Below are 15853 nucleotides of genomic sequence, written 5' to 3'. Positions count from 1 at the left end.
TCCGTGCGGTCGACCTCGCCGTATGGGATCTGGTTCAGGAAGTGGCTGATGCAGTTCAAGCGTGCGCGCTTCTTGTCATCGGCTTCGACCACCCACCAGGGCGCTTCGGGAATGTGCGTACGCTCGAGCATCGCCTCCTTGGCCTTGGTGTAGGCTTCCCAGCGGCGGCGCGACTCGAGGTCCATCGGCGAGAGCTTCCACTGCTTGAGCGGATCGCGGATGCGCATCGAAAAGCGGAAGTTCTGCTCCTCGTCGGTGATCGAGAACCAGTATTTGACGAGCTTGATGCCGGAGCGGACCAGCATGCGCTCGAACTCAGGGCAAGAGCGGAAGAACTCCTCGACATCGGCTTCCGAGCAGAAACCCATGACACGCTCGACGCCGGCGCGATTGTACCAACTGCGATCGAAGAGCACGATCTCGCCGGCGGCCGGGAGGTGAGAGGCGTAACGCTGGAAGTACCATTGTGTGCGCTCGCGCTCGTTCGGTGCGGGAAGCGCGGCAACGCGGCAGACGCGCGGGTTCAGCCGCTGCGTGATGCGCTTGATGACGCCGCCCTTGCCGGCCGCGTCACGGCCTTCGAAAATGACGACGACCTTGAGCTTCTCCTGCACGACCCAGTCCTGCAGCTTGACCAGCTCGCGCTGGAGGCGAAACAGCTCCTTGAAGTAGACCTTGCGGTCGAGGCCCGAGAGCTCCGTGCTCCCTTCGGCGCCTTCCGGGCGCTCGTCCTCGAGCTCCAGCTCGAGCTCCTCGTCGAAGCTGTCGAGCATCTCGGCCTTGATTTTCGCGGAGATCGGATCGCGTTGGGTCATGGACACGCCTCGAGCATGATGTGAGCCGCAAATTGATGTTCGCCCCGCTTGTTTCGGCGAGCTCCATGACGGGTTAATGACAGGCGGCGTGATTTGGTTCTAGCTTCCAGCGGGAGCCGTTGCGGACGCTCCCGGAGGGACTGCCGTTTGCTTCTCCTGGCGGATGAAGAACAAGTTGCGGGCGTAGATGATGATGCCGAACTGGCCGAGCAGGATCACCGGATCCAAGCGATGCAAGCCATAGGCGAAGACGAGTAGGCCGCCGAGAAGGCTCAAATACCAGAACGTGTCCGGCATCGTGGAGCGGCGCGATTTCTCGGTCATGACCCATTGGATGAGCCAACGGGCCGAGAACATGGCCTGACCCGTCAGGCCAATGAGCAGCCACATCACCTCGGCGGGCGAGAGGGCGGCCCACCATGCGGTCAGCTTTGCAAGCACGGGTGTTCCTCGCTCGATGAAGGGTTTTTGATTTCGGACGCTGCGCGTTGAGCGTGGGGGAGGGTTGTTCGCTTGATCAGCCAGCGGACGCCGATGAGGTCGTGGATGCCGATCAGGCCACGGCCGAGGTTGGTGTACTTCGAGACGCCGGCACGGCGGGGGCGGTCGTTGACGGGTGCGTAGACGGCTTCGTGGCCGTAGGCCTGCACGAGAGCCGGCAGATAGCGGTGCATGCCGGAAAAGTAGGGGAGATCGAGAAAGATATCGCGCCGGAAAACTTTGATGCCACAGCCCGTGTCCGGGCAGCGGTCGTCGAGAATGCGCATGCGCAGCCAATTGGCGAATTTGGACGCCAGGCGCTTCGAGGATTCGGCGCGGCGCGTGACGCGGATACCGCCGGCGAGCACAACGTCGGGATTGGAGGATGCCTCGATGAGTGCCGACAGCTTGGCGATGTCGCGCGGGTCGTTCTGCCCGTCGCCGTCCATGGTGGCGATCAGGGGTGCGGTTGCCGCGCGTACGCCCGAACGGACGGCGGCGCTCTGGCCGGCGCGCCGCGCGTGGCGGATGTAGCGAAGCTGCGGGATCGTGCCGAGCAAGGCCTGGATCTCCGAGGGCGTGGCGTCGGAGCTTGCGTCGTCCACGACGACAATCTCGCGCAAGGTGCCATCCGGGACGCACTGGGCCGTCTCGCGGATAAGATTGCCGATGTTTCCGGCCTCGTTGAAGGCCGGGATCACAACGGCGAGCGGGGCGCTGGTGGTGCGGCGATCCATCAGCGTATCCTCGCGGCTGCGACGCGCATCAACGGCATCAGTGGGGCCGTTACGGCATTCAGCGTGCGCCGCGGATCGCGCCACAGGCCGATGATCGCGATGTGCAACAGGCTTACGGTCAACGCCATGAAGATGCCGGCGAAGACGACGTCGCTCAGGAAGTGTGCGCCTTGCAGGATGCGGACGAGTCCCGCCAGCGTACCCATGGCTATGGCCGTGGCCAACATGCCGATGCGATACCGAGGCAACAGCAACGCGAGGGCGAAAAATGCGGCGAACATCGAGGAGGCCTCGCCACTGACGAACGAGCAATTGCGCTGGCACTCTCCGGAAGGAACGAGCGGCGGGGTGAAGGCCTTCGTGCCGCCGAACTCAATGACGTCGCGCGGGCGTGCGCGGCCCGAGTTTTCCTTCAAGACGAGATTGGCAACCACGCCCGGTCCAACGACGAGGACGGCTATCATGAACAGGCAGCGGGCCTGCTCGGCGCCGAAGAGCTTGCGCCCGGCGAGGAAGGTTCTGATGCTTACGATGAGGGTCGCGAAGACGACGAGCAGGAAAACACCCATGAAGATCTTGCGCGTCATCGCGACTGCGTCGGTGGGGCACCACGGTGCTCCTTTGGCGATCGGCGGAATGGCGCAAGCCTGCTGGAAGGCGTTCGAAATGGCGAGGTCGATGCCCGGGTTCGAGACCATGAGCACTGCGAGCGGGACTGAAAGCAGAGCCGCGCCAACCAGGAACTCGCGCCGGAACTTGATCTCATGCGGTGCATAGGGGTCGATGCCGCTCATGGCTCACCTTTGCGCTCGAGAAGGGAGAAGAAGACGGTGCGCGTCGCGTGCTCTCCGGCCGGGATCAACCAGGAGTTTTCCGCCGAGATGCGGGAGAAGCTTTTGGTGACGGGCGAATTCCGGTTCGCGCTCACCAGAAGAACCGGAGTCGGCGCCGACGGCGTATACGGGCGCGTCATCTCGAAGTAGCTGCGCGGCGCGGCGGCTCCGCGCCACGAAAGACTGGGCACGGCGACATCGCGCGCGTAGTAGGCGAGAGCGGCCGCCAGCTCGCGATCCTCGGTGAGGACGGAGCCGATGGGCATTCCTCTTTGTGCGGCCGTGGTGAGCTCGCGGCGCAGTTCTTCCGCCAGCGCGCGATTGCCGAGGGTGCGGGCGAAGGGGTCGCCCACGCCGGGGAGGGCGAAACGGCCTGCCTGCCATGTGGCGAGCCCGATGCCAAGAGCAAGCGCGACGTGCAACGCGAGCGAGGTGCGCATCCAAGCCCAGTCGCGATTGCGGATCATCGCGGCCGTGACAAGGACGATCGCCGCCACGTAGGCCGGTGCCGCCCAATTGGCGTGAGCGCGCGAGATCAGCCCTTGAGCGGTTACGGCGACAAGAACCGGGATCGAGAACGCGAGAAGCAGCTTGTCCGAGGATGACAGATCTGCCGGATGCCTTGCGGCGCGCCACACGACAACGAGTAGGGTGCCGAACAGGATCGGGCCGAAGACGCCAAACTGTGCGAGCAGGAACTCGGCGGCCTTCTCCGGGTGGAAGGGTACGCCGCGCCAATTCGCGTTCTCGGCCGTGTGGGCGAAAGTGACGAAGCCATTTGCGGCGTTCCAGAGAATGTTTGGCGCGATGAGCGCCATCCCGCCCGCAAGCGCGAGCCACAGATGCGATCCCTTGAGGCGCACGCGGTGCTCGGGCGCGAGCGCGAAATAGATCGCCGCGCACAGCACGAAGTAGGCCATCGCATACTTCGCGTTGAGGCCAAGGCCGAGCGCGAGGGCGAGGAGGGCCGTGTCGCGCATCGTCGGTTTCTGCATGAGGCCGGCGAATGCGAGCAACGCCAGCGCCCAGGCCGCGAGCAGCGGCACATCGGTGGAGATGATGCCGCTCGATAGCGATACGGCCGGGAGGAGTGCGTAGCCGAGGCCCGACCAGAACGCGACCTTGCCGGAGTAAAGGCGGGCTGCGATACCGTAGATCAGCGCCGCCGTCATGCTGTGGAGAATGACCGATGGCAAGCGGATGCAGGCCTCGCCATCGCCGCAGACTGCCGTTGTGCCGTGAATGATCCAGGCGATCAGCGGCGGCTTCGAGAAGTAGCCGAGCGCCAGCTCGCGCGACCAGGCCCAGTATTGGGCTTCGTCCATGTAGAGGTCAGTGCCGTTTGCGGCGAGTGCGACGAGCCGAAGCGCGGCGATCAGCAGAAGCAGACTCAAGAAAATCGAGAAGCGCCCCGTCGCGATTCGCTCCGGCGCGTCGCTACGAGGCGCGCGGGCTGGTGCGCTGGCGTACTTCGTCTGCATATCCATCTGCGTCCCCCGACGCATGAGGCCGACAGCGGCCGCAAGGTGGCGCGCATCTGTCGTGGCTAGCAGCCGCGTGCGACGGCGAAGCAACCGATCGGCGACATGGAGATGACAGCGCGACAGATGAGGCGCTCGTGCCACGCCCGGGCGGCGGTCGTTCGTGGGGGGGGCTGGGGTTGGAAGCGATCGTCGATTGGATCAGGCTCGAGCGCGAGCGGTTTCCGGCTTGATGCGGTCTGCAGCCATCCCCATTTACCACATCACCAATTGCTGGCTTGCCGAAGCTATGGCAGCTTCGTCGAATAACGGTTCGACAACAATTGCTGCCGTGTGTCCGGGTTTTGTCATGGACACGTAAGGTCGGCGTCAGGGAGGATAGCGTGGGGCGCGCAGTTGCCTCCGCAAGCTCGTGCGGGATCGGAGTTGCGAGCACGCGGGCTCCGGACATCAAGGATGCCGTTGCGAAACTGAAGGCCGCCTTGGTGGGCGACTTCCAGCAGATCGTGGCGTTTTTTTCGGTCGACTACGACGCGGCGCAGCTCGCCGTGGAGTTGTCCAACGCTTTCGAGGGCGTGGAAATCAACGGATGCTCGACCTCGGGCGGGATCGGACCCAGCGGCATCATGGAAAGCGGCGTGCTGCTGATCGCCTTTCCGCGGGCAGGCTTTCGCATTCATACGGGTGTCATCGAGGACGTGACGGCGTTCGGCGTCGAGCGGGCCGGCGAAATCGTGCGTGACCTCAAGGCCCGCATGGGTCTGCAACATTGCGACCAGCTTGCCGAACGGGTGTTCGGAGTGATGCTTGTCGACGGTCTTTCCAACGCCGAGGAGACCCTGGTCGCGGCCGTTCATTGGGCCTTCGGCGGCATGCAACTCATCGGAGGATCGGCGGGTGATGGGCTTGCGTTCCGGCAGACGTCTCTCATTCACCAGGGACGCGTGCTGACGCGAAGCGCCATTCTGATGATGATCGAGAGCGATTACCCGTTCCGCATCTTTCAGACCTCGAACTTCGAGCCTACGCAGATCAAGCTCGTGGTCACGGCGGCGGATACCGAGGGCCGCACCGTGCAGGAGCTCAACGCCGAGCCTGCGGCGCGGGAATATGCGGCGGCGATCGGCCTCCTGCCCGACGAGCTCGGACCTTTCAGCTTTGCGTCCTATCCGCTCGTGGTCAAAGTGGGCGGCGATTACTATCCACGCTCGATCCGCAATATGAATGCCGACGGCAGCCTCTCCTTCTTCTGTGCTATCGACGAAGGGCTCGTGTTCACGGTGGCGCGGCCCAAGGATATGCTAAGCTCGACGGAGCGTGCGCTCGAGGATCTGGACCGGGCGCTCGGCGGTATCGACATCGTGCTGGGTTTCGACTGCGTCCTGCGGCGGCTCGATGCGGAGAACCGGCAAATCCGCCGCCAGATGGAAGACCTTTATCGCACGTACGGCGTGGTCGGTTTTCATACCTATGGCGAGCAGCTCAATTCGATGCACCTCAACCAAACGTTGACGGGAGTGGCGTTCGGGGCGCGGCGGGGGTCGGGATGACCAACGGCTCGCGCCCAGCTTATCTCTCGCATCACGATGCGCTCGAGGAGCTCGAGCGGCGTAACGAGAAGCTTGCCAAAATCAACGCGGCGCTGATGCAACGCGTCGAACGCAGCATGGACTATCAGGCCAACGCTTATTCCATGTTTCAAACCGCGATCGGTCTCGAGACGCAGGTGCGCGCGCGCACGGAGGAACTCAAGGCGGCGCTCAACCGCCTCGAGCGCACCAACGAGCAGCTGACGAGCGCGCGCGACGGCGCGGAGCGTGCCAACCGTTTCAAGACTGGCTTCTTCACGGCCGTAAGCCACGATCTCCTGCAGCCGTTGCATGCGGCGCGGCTTTCGCTTTCGGCGCTCGGCGAGATGCGCGAGGACCAGCAGCACCGGCGGCTGATCGGGCAGGTGGATCACGCGTTGTCGACCATCGAGGAACTTTTGCGCACCATTCTCGACATCTCGAAGCTCGAGTCGGGTGCGCTGAGGCCGTCGTTCCAGTCCGTCGAGCTCCTGGACCTGTTCCGTTCGGTGCTGGTCGACATCGAGCCTATCGCGCGCAACAAGGGGCTCGCGCTCTCCATGCGCGCGCGCGACGTCCTGGTGACCTCCGATCCCTTGATGTTGCGTCGTATTCTGCAGAACCTGCTGGCCAACGCGGTGCAGTACACCGAGCGCGGGCGGGTGCTACTCGCTGCCCGCAAGCGGGGATCGCAGCTCAGGATCGACGTGTGGGATACGGGCCCGGGAATCGCGCCGTCCGAGCAGACGAAGATCTTCGAGGAGTTCCATCGCGGCGCGGCCGGCCTCAAGTCGCATGCGCGCGGGTTCGGCGTCGGACTTGCCATCATCGCGCGCATGAGCGAAGCGCTCGGGCACAGGATCGAGCTTTGCTCGGAGACCGGGCGCGGTACGCGGTTCTCGGTCTATGTGCCGGTCGTGGACGTCGCCATTGCGTTTCGGAAGACGGCGGGCAACAGCAAGTATGCCGCCGCGCGTGCCTACGGCCTCGAAGGCATGAAGATCGTGGTCATCGACAACGACAGCGTGGTGCGCGATGCCATGCGGGCGCTGCTCGAGCGGTGGGGGTGCGAGGCACGGATCTTCTCGGGACTGGCCGACGTCGAGGCCGTGCTGGCGCTGGAGCCCGAGTATCGTCCAGATATCATTCTGGCCGATTACCATCTCGACGGCGGAGATTCCGGGCTTACGGCGGTGGCAACGCTGAGGGATGCCAAGGATACGCAGATCCAGGCCATCGTCATCACTGCCGACCAGTCGCGCGAGGCGTCCGAAGCTGTTGCCGCGGCCGGTTGCGAGCTTTTGCGCAAGCCTGTGAAGCCGGCGGAGCTGCGCGCGCTCGTCACGCATCTCATCGGTTGAGGCGATCGCGGGTTGAGCCGACGCAGGTCAGGAGCCTTTGCCGGCTTCCTTGGCGGCGGCGTTGGCGAGCACGGCATCGAAGTCGAGCCGCGCTACCTCGATCACGGCCTGGGTGCGCGAGACGACGTTGAGCTTGCGCATGATCTCGGACACGTGCGCCTTGATGGTTGTTTCGCCGACTCCGAGCTCATGGGCGATCTGCTTGTTCAGCATGCCCTGGCGGACCATCTGGAGGACGCGAAGTTGCTGGCGGGTCAGGGAGGCGACACGGGCGGCGAGGTCCGTCTCGCGCGAGGGGCCGCCATCGGCCAGCGGAGGGGAATAGCCCTTCGGTAGCACCACGAGTCCGGCCATCACGTCCTGGATCGCTTCGGCGAGATCGCGTTTTTTCACGGACTTCGAGATGTAGCCCGCGGCGCCGCAGGTCATGGCCTCATGAACGATGCGCGGATCCTCGTGGGCGGAAACGACCAGGATCGGCTGCTTGGGGCGGCCTGCGCGCAGCTCGATCAGCCCGTCGAACCCCCGTGTGCCCGGCATCGTGAGGTCGAGAAGCAAGAGATCGAACGGCTGCTCGCTCGCCAGCGCCTCCTGGGCAGCGGCGATGGACGAAGCTTCGACGATCTCGGCTTCCGGGTAGGCCGATTCAATGGCGAGCTGAAGAGCCTCGCGAAAGAGGGGATGATCGTCGACGATCAAGAACCTGACCGTCATTCCGGGTGTCCCAACTCGTGCTGCCCGGCGCTCCCTGACGCGGTGCGGTCGTTTCTTGGATTGTTCAAGTCCGAGAATCCATTCTGGCATCTCGATGCGGTCAGTTGAGACCGGGGCGCCGGGGTTGGCAAGGGAAAAGTCTGCGCGCCGGATGCACCCGTTTACCGTATGCCGCGGCGGTGGCGGATAGCGCCGTGGGACCACCGTCAGGCTTAATTTTTCGCAGTGCACCTCATGTTAGAGGGCTTCGCAGTTTGAGCGGTTTAGTGGTCCAGGCTCCGGGTTTGCTGCAACTTGGAAACACAGGAAGGCTTGTCTATAGTGCGGCGCGCCAGGGCTGGTCGGGGGGCCGGGCCAGCGATGGCGGACTGCGTTTCGCCGGTTTAAGCGTGCGGCGGCGCGTATTGGGGAGTTAAGGGCGGGATGAGGTGTAATCCTTCGCGGTGGCTTTGGGGTCTCATTCCGATCGCGATGCTGAGTTGGGGGACCTACTACAAGGAACGCCCCCACGTGGAAGCGGATCTGGCCGTACGCGCGACCGAAGCCCTGCTCAAGGGCGGACAGCCGTGGGCTAAGGTGACACTGACGGGCCGCGATGCCGTGATCACCGGCCGCGCCAAGAAGGATGGCGAGCCCAAGGCGGCGCTCGATATCGTGCGCGGCGTGTGGGGCATCCGCACGGTTCAGCTCAAGACGGATCTCGCCGGTGCGGCGGCGGCCCCCGCGGGCATCGGCCCGCAATTGACGGACGAGGAGAAGGCCGCCCGAGCCGCGGAGAAGAAGGCGGCCGAGGCGGCTGCCGCCGCCGCAGCACGCAAGGCCGAAGAAGAGGCCGCGGCTCTCAAGGCGAAACAGGACGCGGAAGCCGCGCTGGCCGCCAAGGCCAAAGCTGAAGCCGACGCGGTAGCGGCAGCGGCCGCGCAGAAGGCCAAGGACGAAGCTGACGCAGCCGCCGCCGCGGCTGCACAACGTGCCAAGGATGAGGCCGAGGCAGCGCGCAAGGCGGAAGCCGAGGCGGCCGAGCTCAAGGCCAAGCAGGAGGCCGAAGCGGATGCGGCGCTGAAGGCGAAAGAAGCCGAGGGACTCGCGGCGCAGAAGGCCAAAGAGGATTCCGAGGCCGCCGCGGCTCTGAGGGCCAAGGAGGAGGCCGAGGCGTCTCAGCGCGCGAAGGAAGATGCCGAGGCGGCCGCGGCCCAGAAGGCGAAGCAGGAAGCAGACATGGCGGCCGAAGCCAAGGCCGATGCCGAGGCTCAGGCGCGGAAGGCTGCCGAGGAGCAAGCGGCGAAGCGCAAGACCACGGCCGCGACCGCCGCGTGCGAGAAGCGCCTCGCGGCCGCTGCCTCGGAAGGTGTGATCCTGTTCAACCGCGCCAGTGCGGACATCGATCCCAAGAGCTCGCTGACGATCGCCAGGCTGGCGGAGATCATCAAGACGTGTCCGGGTTCACGCGTCGAGGTGGAAGGGCACACGGATGCCGAGGGCACCGATGAGCGCAATCAGAACCTGTCGGAGCGGCGCGCGCGCGCGGTGGTCAACAGTCTTGGCCTTGCGGGCGTCGACAAAGACCGGCTGTCGTCGGTGGGGTACGGTGCGAGCCGGCCGGTTGCGCCGAACGACACCCGCGAGGGAATGGCGCGTAACCGGCGCATCGAGTTCAAGGTATTTACGAATTAGGCGGATGGGGCACTGGGGGACGCGAGATGGATTACCTGGTCGTGAAACTGTTCTGGTATCTGGCGGTGGCGTTCGCTCTGGGTCTCGTCGTCGGGTGGATCAGTTGCGGACGAGTCGAAGACTGAGCCGGGAAGGGGCCGATCAGTCTTTGAACAGGGAGTAGGGGCGTATGACGATTTTGCTCGTGCAGACTTTCTTGCTGATGCTCGGAGCGTTCCTGCTCGGCGCGTCGCTCGCCTGTCTGATCCGGCGCGGCTTCACCGCCTCGCGCGATGACGCCGTCAGCGAAGCAGCGGAGACAGCCCTCACAGGGGTGGCCGTGGCGGCGCCGCCGGCGGTGGTCGTGGCTGCGGAAACAGACCGCTTTGGCCGCGCGCTTTCCGGCGGCCAGGATCCGGGTGTGCCTCCCGTGCTCGCAGGCCAGCCGGTGATCGAAGTGCAGCCGAAGCCGGTTTCTGCTCCGGCGCCGCAGCCCGTCACGCGTCCAGCTCCGCAGTCTGCTCCACAAGCGGCGCCTTCGCCGTCGCCCGCGCCGCCGCAGCGCGTGGTGTTGCCACCGGCACCGGCGCCCGCTCCGCAGCCGAAGTCCGTGGAGCCCGCGCCGGTTGTGCGTCCAGCGCCCGCTCCGGCGGGCGACGGGGAGAGCTATACCCAGATTGCGGTCGCTGCGGCCGCGATGGCCACCGCGGCCAAGCTCAAGGCGGAGGCTGATGCGGCTGCCGCTCAAAAAGCTGCCGAGGCCCGCGCTCCGGCGCCGGGACCAGCAGACGACGACGGACCGTCACGTTTCGGCACGCCGGCCGAAGTTTCGCCGCTCGAGCGAGGTTTCGGGGACGCAGTGGACGACCTCACCCGCATTCGCGGCATCGACACCGATCTCAAGGAGCGGCTTGTCCGCTACGGCGTGCATCGCTTCTCACAGATCGCGGAGTGGACGCCGGACGACGTGCGGGCCGTGAACCAGACGCTGGGCTTCCAGGGGCGCGTCGAGCGCGAGAACTGGGTCGAGCAGGCCGGCATTCTGGCGGCCGGCGGCTCTCCCGCCGTCGCTCTCAAGTCCGCGACCGTGGTTGCCGGACCCGTGCCGGTCGATGGCGACCGGCTACATCGCATCATTGGCGTCGATCCGCAGTCCGAAGCCGTCCTGCGGGCCAACGGCATTTCGCAGCTGGATCAGATCGCGTCGTGGAGCGCGGCGGATGTGACCCGTTTCGAGGGGTTGATCGGCTCGCCTGGCCGGATTGCGCACGAGAGTTGGGTGGAGCAGGCGCTGTTTCTCACCGGCCGTGCGCCTCCAGCGCCGGAGCCCGAGGTCATCAGCGAGACGCCCGCACCGCCGGCCGGGGCTCAAGTGGCTCCAGTCGTCGTTAGTGCACCGCGCGTCGAGAGCTACTCGGGGCTTCGCTCGGTCAAGTCGGAAGCGTTACGCGGCGATGGTTTCGGCGGCATTTCTGCCGGGCCTATCGACGATCTCAAGCGCATTCGCGGCATCGGCGTTCTCATCGAGAAGAAGCTCAACTCGCTCGGCATCACCGCTTACGAGCAGGTCGCCAACTGGACGCGCGGCGACATCGACCGCATGAGCCAGATTCTCGATTTCAAGGGTCGCATCGAGCGCGAGAACTGGATCGAGCAGGCGCGCATTCTCGCGTCCGGTGGCCAGACTGAGTTCTCACGCCGCGTCGACCGCGGAGAAGCGTGAAGAAGAGCCGAGCCACATTGGGTCTTTGATGAGACCGATGATTCACGCTTCAGGCTGATAGGGCATGAAACGATCATGATCTAGAGCTTCCAGCCGGAATGAATGGCGGCGATGCCGCCCGTGAGGTTGCGCACGGAGACGCGCTCGAAGCCCGCTTCGCGGATCATGCTGGCGAACGCCTCCTGCTTCGGGAAGCGGCGGATGCTCTCGACGAGGTAGCGGTAGGGCTCGGCGGATCCAGCCGCGATCTGCCCGAGGCGCGGGATCACCTCGAAGGAATGGAAATCGTACAGGCGGTCGAGCAGCGGCACCTGACATTCGGAGAACTCGAGGCACAGGAAGCGGCCGCCGATCTTGAGCACGCGGTGGGCTTCTTTCAGCGCGGCGTCGATGTGGGTCACGTTGCGGATGCCGAAGGCGATCGTGTAGGCATCAAACGCGCGGTCGGGGAACGGCAGGGCCTCGGCGTTGCCCTGGGTCAGGGTGATGCGTGCCGCCAGCCCTTCGGCGGCTACCTTGGTGCGGCCTTCCTCCAGCATCTCGGGGCTGATGTCGGCGAGCACGGCGGTGGCGTTGGGCCCCGATGCTCTTGCGTAGCGGATCGCCACGTCGCCGGTGCCGCCGGCGACGTCGAGCAGGCGGAACGGGGTGTCGCCGCGCGGCGCACCGATCATGGCGACGAACTCGGCCTTCCAAAGACGGTGCAGTCCGCCCGACATGAGGTCGTTCATGAGGTCGTAGCGCGACGCGACGGAGGAGAACACCGCGTTGACGAGGCCTTGGCGCTCGCCTTCGGCGACCTGGCGGAAGCCGAAGCTGGTTGTGGAGCCGGGGTCGTTGGGTTCGTTCGACATGGGGGTGACCTTAGACGGAATGACCGTCGTGCGCCAACCGCTCCGATGTGACAAGGAGCGGGTGCAGCGTTTGGTTAGCGATGTGGTCTGCCACGGCCTCTGCGAGAACGGGCGCCAGCAGGAAGCCGTTGCGATGGGCGCCGTTGACGAAAATGCGCGCGCCGCCATCGCGGATCTCGATGCGGGGCATGTTGTCGGGGAATGCCGGGCGCACGCCGGCCCCGGTGTCGATGATCTCGGCCTCGCCGAACGCCGGATGCAAGGCGAAGGCGGTGCCGAGAAGCTCGAGGGCCGAGCGGACGGTGATGGCGCCGGTATCTTCGCTCTCGATGACGGTTGCGCCGACGAGCAACTGGCCGTCTCCCCATGGCACGACGTAGAGCGGATGGCGCGGATGCAGGAGACGCACGGGACGGGCGAGATGGATCTCGTTCGTCCTCACGACAAGGCGCTCGCCGCGCACGCCGCGCAGGTCCGGCAGCTCGTGGGCCGCTGCCATGCCGCGACAGTCGATGACGATGTCGGAGGCGGAGGGCGCCACCCAGGCGGCCCCAAGTTCGACGGTCGCGCCTGCCAGCCGCACGGCGTCGAGCAGGAAGGAAAGCGCGTGGGGGGTTTCCATGTGCGCTTCGTCGGGAAAGAAGAAGCCGCGCGGAAAGCGTTCGGCGAGATCGGGCTCAAGCGCGGCGATGCCGCGGGCGTCCAGCGTCTGCGGCGGGTCGGTGGCGCGTGCAAAGCGCGTTGCCTCGGCGGAGTCGCGCGCGGCGGCGACAACAAGGCTGCCAGCGTTGATGAGGTGCGGGTAGACGGCGCGCCACAGGGCAAGGCCGCGTGCGCCCATGTGGCGGATGGCGGGGTCGGTTTCACTTTCGCACCCGGGCGCAAGCATGGCGCCGGCGAAACGGCTGGCGCTCCCGGTGAAGGGTGTGGCGCTTTTTTCGATGAGGCGCACGGCGTAGCCGGCGCGCGACAGCGTGAGCGCCTGCCACAGGCCGAGGATGCCGGCGCCGACGACGGTGATGGCGAGGGGCGTCTGCGTGCGACGCCGGGTGGGCTCAATCGCCAAGGGCTATTCCTTCCCGCCGCGGGTCGGCGCCGCCTTCCAGCACGCCATTGCGCCGGGACACGACATGCACGCCGGAGTTCATGAGGTCAGGTGTGATCGCATGCCCGTAGCTCCTCAGCATAAGGGCCTGCCAGATTGTGGACCAGCCGTACTCCAGCTCCAGAGACTTGCCGGTGCTGCCGAAGTTCGGAAGGTCGATGGCGGCTTGGGCGTCGAGCTGCCAGTCGATGAGGCCGACAAGCGTCTTGACGACGAACAGGATGATGCGGCTGCCTCCGGGCGAGCCAAGTGCCGCGAAGAGGTTGCCTTTTTCATCGAAAACGAAGGTGGGCGTCATGGAGCTTCTGGGGCGTTTGCCGCTCTCGACGCGATTGGCAACCGGACGGCCGCTTTCATCCTCGGGACGGAAGGAGAAGTCGGTGAGCTGGTTGTTGAGCAGGAAGCCGGCCGCGAAAAGACCGGAGCCGAACGGGCCTTCGATGGTGGTCGTCAGAGCCACGGCATTGCCGTCGGCATCGATGACGGACAGGTGGCTCGTGCCGACGTTCTCGCGCGTTGCGTCGATGCCGAAGGCGCGCTTGTCGGCTGCGGGCGGGTCACCGGGCTCGGCGCGCAGCATCGCTTTTGCAGGATCGATCAGGGCGCTGCGAGTTGCGATGTAGGTCGGGTCGAGCAGGCCTGCGGGCACCGGCACGAAGTCCGGGTCGGCGAGGTAGCGGTCGCGGTCGGCGTAGGCCAAGCGCTCGGCTTCGACGACGAGATGCATGGCTGGGATCTTCATGGCGGCAGCCGGGCTCTGGCCGAGGTCGAAGCGCTCGATCATTCCAAGCGTCTGTCCGACGGCGACGGTGCCGGATGACGGCGGGCCCATGCCGCAGATGCGGCGCTTGCGGTACTCGAAGCAAAGGGGCGGGCGTTCGACCACCTTGTAGGCGGCAAGATCCTCGAGCGTGAGATCGCCGGCGCCATTCGGCGCTTCCCTGACCGCGGATACGATGGCGTCGGCGATGGGGCCGGAATAGAAGGCCTCGGGGCCTCTCTCGGCGAGCGCTTCCAGCGTCCTGGCATAGTCAGGGTTTTTGAGCCGATGGCCGATCGGGAGCGGGCTGCCGTTGGAATCGAAGAAGTAGCGATGCGCGGCGGGCGACAGACTGTCGGGGCCGAACCACCGCAGCATGAAATAGAGGCGCTGCGAGATTTCGAAGCCGTCGCGGGCCAGCTTCAATGCCGGCTCGAACAGTTTGCCCCACGGCAGCTTGCCGTGGCGTTTGTGGGCCAGCTCCAGAAGACGAGGCAGGCCCGGGGTTCCGACGCTCAGGCCCGAATGTACGGCGCGGTCGAAGTCCATCGGCTTGCCGGCTGCCATGAAACGGTCAGGCTTGGCGGCGGCGGGTGCCATCTCGCGGCCGTCATAGGCCAACAGCGCCTTTTTTCCTTCGTCCCAATGGAGAAGGAAGGCGCCTCCGCCGAGACCCGAGGACTGGGGCTCGACGAGACCCAGCACGAGTTGGGCGGCGATGGCGGCATCGGTTGCTGAGCCGCCGGCGCGCAGCATCTCGCGGCCCGCTTCGGAGGCCAGGGGGTTCGCGGTCGAGATCAAATATTTTTTCGTTACGGCCAGAGATTTCTCAGTGCGCCCTGCGCCGGCTTCGGGCTCGAGCTGCGCGCGGGGCAGGCTCACGTCCTGGGCGAGCCCCCTGTTCGGGAGCATGGCAAGCAGGAGAGCGGCGCCGACTGCTGCCGCGGCCGGTCGCAGGCCGCACGTGCGCCTTTTCCTTTCGATGGGTCCGTGGAGGCAAATTTCGGACATTTCCTCTCCGGACCTCTGGATGCGGACCCTGCGGATTCGGCGGGCCTCTCGCCGCGCCTCGGCGCGTCATCACCGTTCTATAGGGGCGGACGCGGGATTGAAAACCTCCATGTTCCGGTGCCGCTGACGCGGAGTAGCGTGCTCGCGATCGTTGATACCTTTCGCGCGAACAGCGAGGGCGGTGGATTCTAAAAAAAAATCGGCCGGAATGGCGGGGGCTCCATTCCGGCCGTGGGGACCAGACCAAGGGGGGACGCAACTTGAACGCGGGCTGGCGCCACAAAAAGTATGCAGGGGGAACGTAAGCCGCCGGGATTTGGACGAGGGATCCGGATCGCCGTCGGCACAACTCAAAGACGCAACAAACGCAACGCGCACTCGTCTTCCAAGCGTCCGCGCGATGAGGGCCGATACGCAGCTCCTTGTCGAGTGGACGACGCAACTTACATTTCTGAGCAGCCAACCTTCGGTGAAGTGCTCATGGTGACCGTTATGCCGATCGATTTTGTTCTTTTTTTGTTCTCACTGACTTTGTGCGCCGTATCATCCGGTAAGTGGGTTGCTGTGCCTACCAAACTTCCGATCCGCCTCACAAATCGGCAAGCGTTGCTGCAGTGCATCGGTCGAGCCGGAAGTCGCGCCACAGGTGCGTCAGTGACGGTAGTGTGACCGGCATGCTCTGCCGCCGAATTTCCGGCTGGTCTATACGGAGCGTTCATACAGGCGGACGCAACATGCCAGTGACGGGTGAAACCGGC

At 65.5% G+C, this 15853-nt stretch carries 13 protein-coding genes; 4 read left to right on the top strand and 9 right to left on the bottom strand.

The genetic code is table 11. The features are described from left to right. The 5 genes from ppk2 to QZV93_RS04150 form a co-directional block, all read right to left on the bottom strand. Positions 1-815, bottom strand: an 815-nt coding sequence (ppk2, locus tag QZV93_RS04170; protein WP_295556233.1) for a polyphosphate kinase 2, incomplete at its 3' end; no start/stop codon positions are given. Between the two features lie 99 nt (positions 816-914). Next, positions 915-1256: a lipid-A-disaccharide synthase N-terminal domain-containing protein gene (locus QZV93_RS04165; RefSeq protein WP_295556232.1), complete on the bottom strand. Its 342-nt coding sequence runs from the start codon at positions 1254-1256 to the stop codon at positions 915-917. Continuing rightward, positions 1241-2032: a glycosyltransferase family 2 protein gene (locus QZV93_RS04160; RefSeq protein ID WP_295556231.1), complete on the bottom strand. Its 792-nt coding sequence runs from the start codon at positions 2030-2032 to the stop codon at positions 1241-1243. The genes QZV93_RS04165 and QZV93_RS04160 overlap by 16 nt, the downstream gene beginning before the upstream one ends. Continuing rightward, positions 2032-2826 (bottom strand): phosphatase PAP2 family protein, encoded by a 795-nt coding sequence (locus tag QZV93_RS04155; protein WP_295556230.1) that lies wholly within the window; start codon positions 2824-2826, stop codon positions 2032-2034. The genes QZV93_RS04160 and QZV93_RS04155 overlap by 1 nt, the downstream gene beginning before the upstream one ends. Further along, on the bottom strand, positions 2823-4352 hold the full coding sequence (locus tag QZV93_RS04150; protein ID WP_295556229.1) for a glycosyltransferase family 39 protein: 1530 nt from the start codon (positions 4350-4352) through the stop codon (positions 2823-2825). Before QZV93_RS04150 ends, QZV93_RS04155 begins: the two co-directional genes overlap by 4 nt. Positions 4353-4729: 377 nt before the next feature. Between QZV93_RS04150 and QZV93_RS04145 the strand changes: the two genes are divergently transcribed. Then, positions 4730-5896, top strand: coding sequence for an FIST N-terminal domain-containing protein (locus QZV93_RS04145; RefSeq protein WP_295556227.1), 1167 nt, complete (start codon positions 4730-4732; stop codon positions 5894-5896). Beyond that, positions 5893-7275 carry a hybrid sensor histidine kinase/response regulator gene (locus tag QZV93_RS04140; protein WP_295556225.1) on the top strand — a complete coding sequence of 461 codons (1383 nt, stop codon included), beginning with the start codon at positions 5893-5895 and terminating at the stop codon, positions 7273-7275. The genes QZV93_RS04145 and QZV93_RS04140 overlap by 4 nt, the downstream gene beginning before the upstream one ends. Positions 7276-7302: 27 nt before the next feature. Here the strand turns inward: QZV93_RS04140 and QZV93_RS04135 are convergent, their stop codons facing one another. Further along, positions 7303-7989: a response regulator transcription factor gene (locus QZV93_RS04135; RefSeq protein WP_295556224.1), complete on the bottom strand. Its 687-nt coding sequence runs from the start codon at positions 7987-7989 to the stop codon at positions 7303-7305. A 423-nt stretch (positions 7990-8412) separates the two neighbouring features. Here QZV93_RS04135 and QZV93_RS04130 point away from each other — a divergent pair, with 423 nt between their 5' ends. Both QZV93_RS04130 and QZV93_RS04125 read left to right on the top strand, forming a co-directional pair. After that, positions 8413-9663, top strand: a complete 1251-nt coding sequence (locus tag QZV93_RS04130) for an OmpA family protein (protein WP_295556223.1) — start codon at positions 8413-8415, stop codon at positions 9661-9663. Positions 9664-9832: 169 nt separating this feature from the next. Continuing rightward, on the top strand, positions 9833-11365 hold the full coding sequence (locus tag QZV93_RS04125; RefSeq protein ID WP_295556221.1) for a hypothetical protein: 1533 nt from the start codon (positions 9833-9835) through the stop codon (positions 11363-11365). An 80-nt stretch (positions 11366-11445) separates the two neighbouring features. Here QZV93_RS04125 and ubiE read toward each other — a convergent pair whose 3' ends face one another. Genes ubiE through ggt form a run of 3 tightly spaced genes read right to left on the bottom strand, consistent with a single transcriptional unit; the run spans position 11446 to position 15095 of the window. Next, entirely contained in the window at positions 11446-12219 is a 774-nt protein-coding gene (ubiE, locus tag QZV93_RS04120) for a bifunctional demethylmenaquinone methyltransferase/2-methoxy-6-polyprenyl-1,4-benzoquinol methylase UbiE (RefSeq protein ID WP_295556219.1), read from the bottom strand. Positions 12220-12229: 10 nt separating this feature from the next. Beyond that, positions 12230-13285: an FAD-dependent oxidoreductase gene (locus QZV93_RS04115; protein WP_363156534.1), complete on the bottom strand. Its 1056-nt coding sequence runs from the start codon at positions 13283-13285 to the stop codon at positions 12230-12232. Next, a complete protein-coding gene (gene ggt, locus QZV93_RS04110; protein WP_295556218.1) occupies positions 13275-15095 on the bottom strand; it encodes a gamma-glutamyltransferase in 1821 nt (606 codons plus the stop codon). The genes QZV93_RS04115 and ggt overlap by 11 nt, the downstream gene beginning before the upstream one ends. Positions 15096-15853 lie beyond the last annotated feature (758 nt).

The sequence above is a fragment of the uncultured Hyphomicrobium sp. genome (assembly GCF_902826555.1).
GTDB lineage: Bacteria > Pseudomonadota > Alphaproteobacteria > Rhizobiales > Hyphomicrobiaceae > Hyphomicrobium_C.
This window is presented reverse-complemented; position numbering and strand designations above follow the sequence as displayed.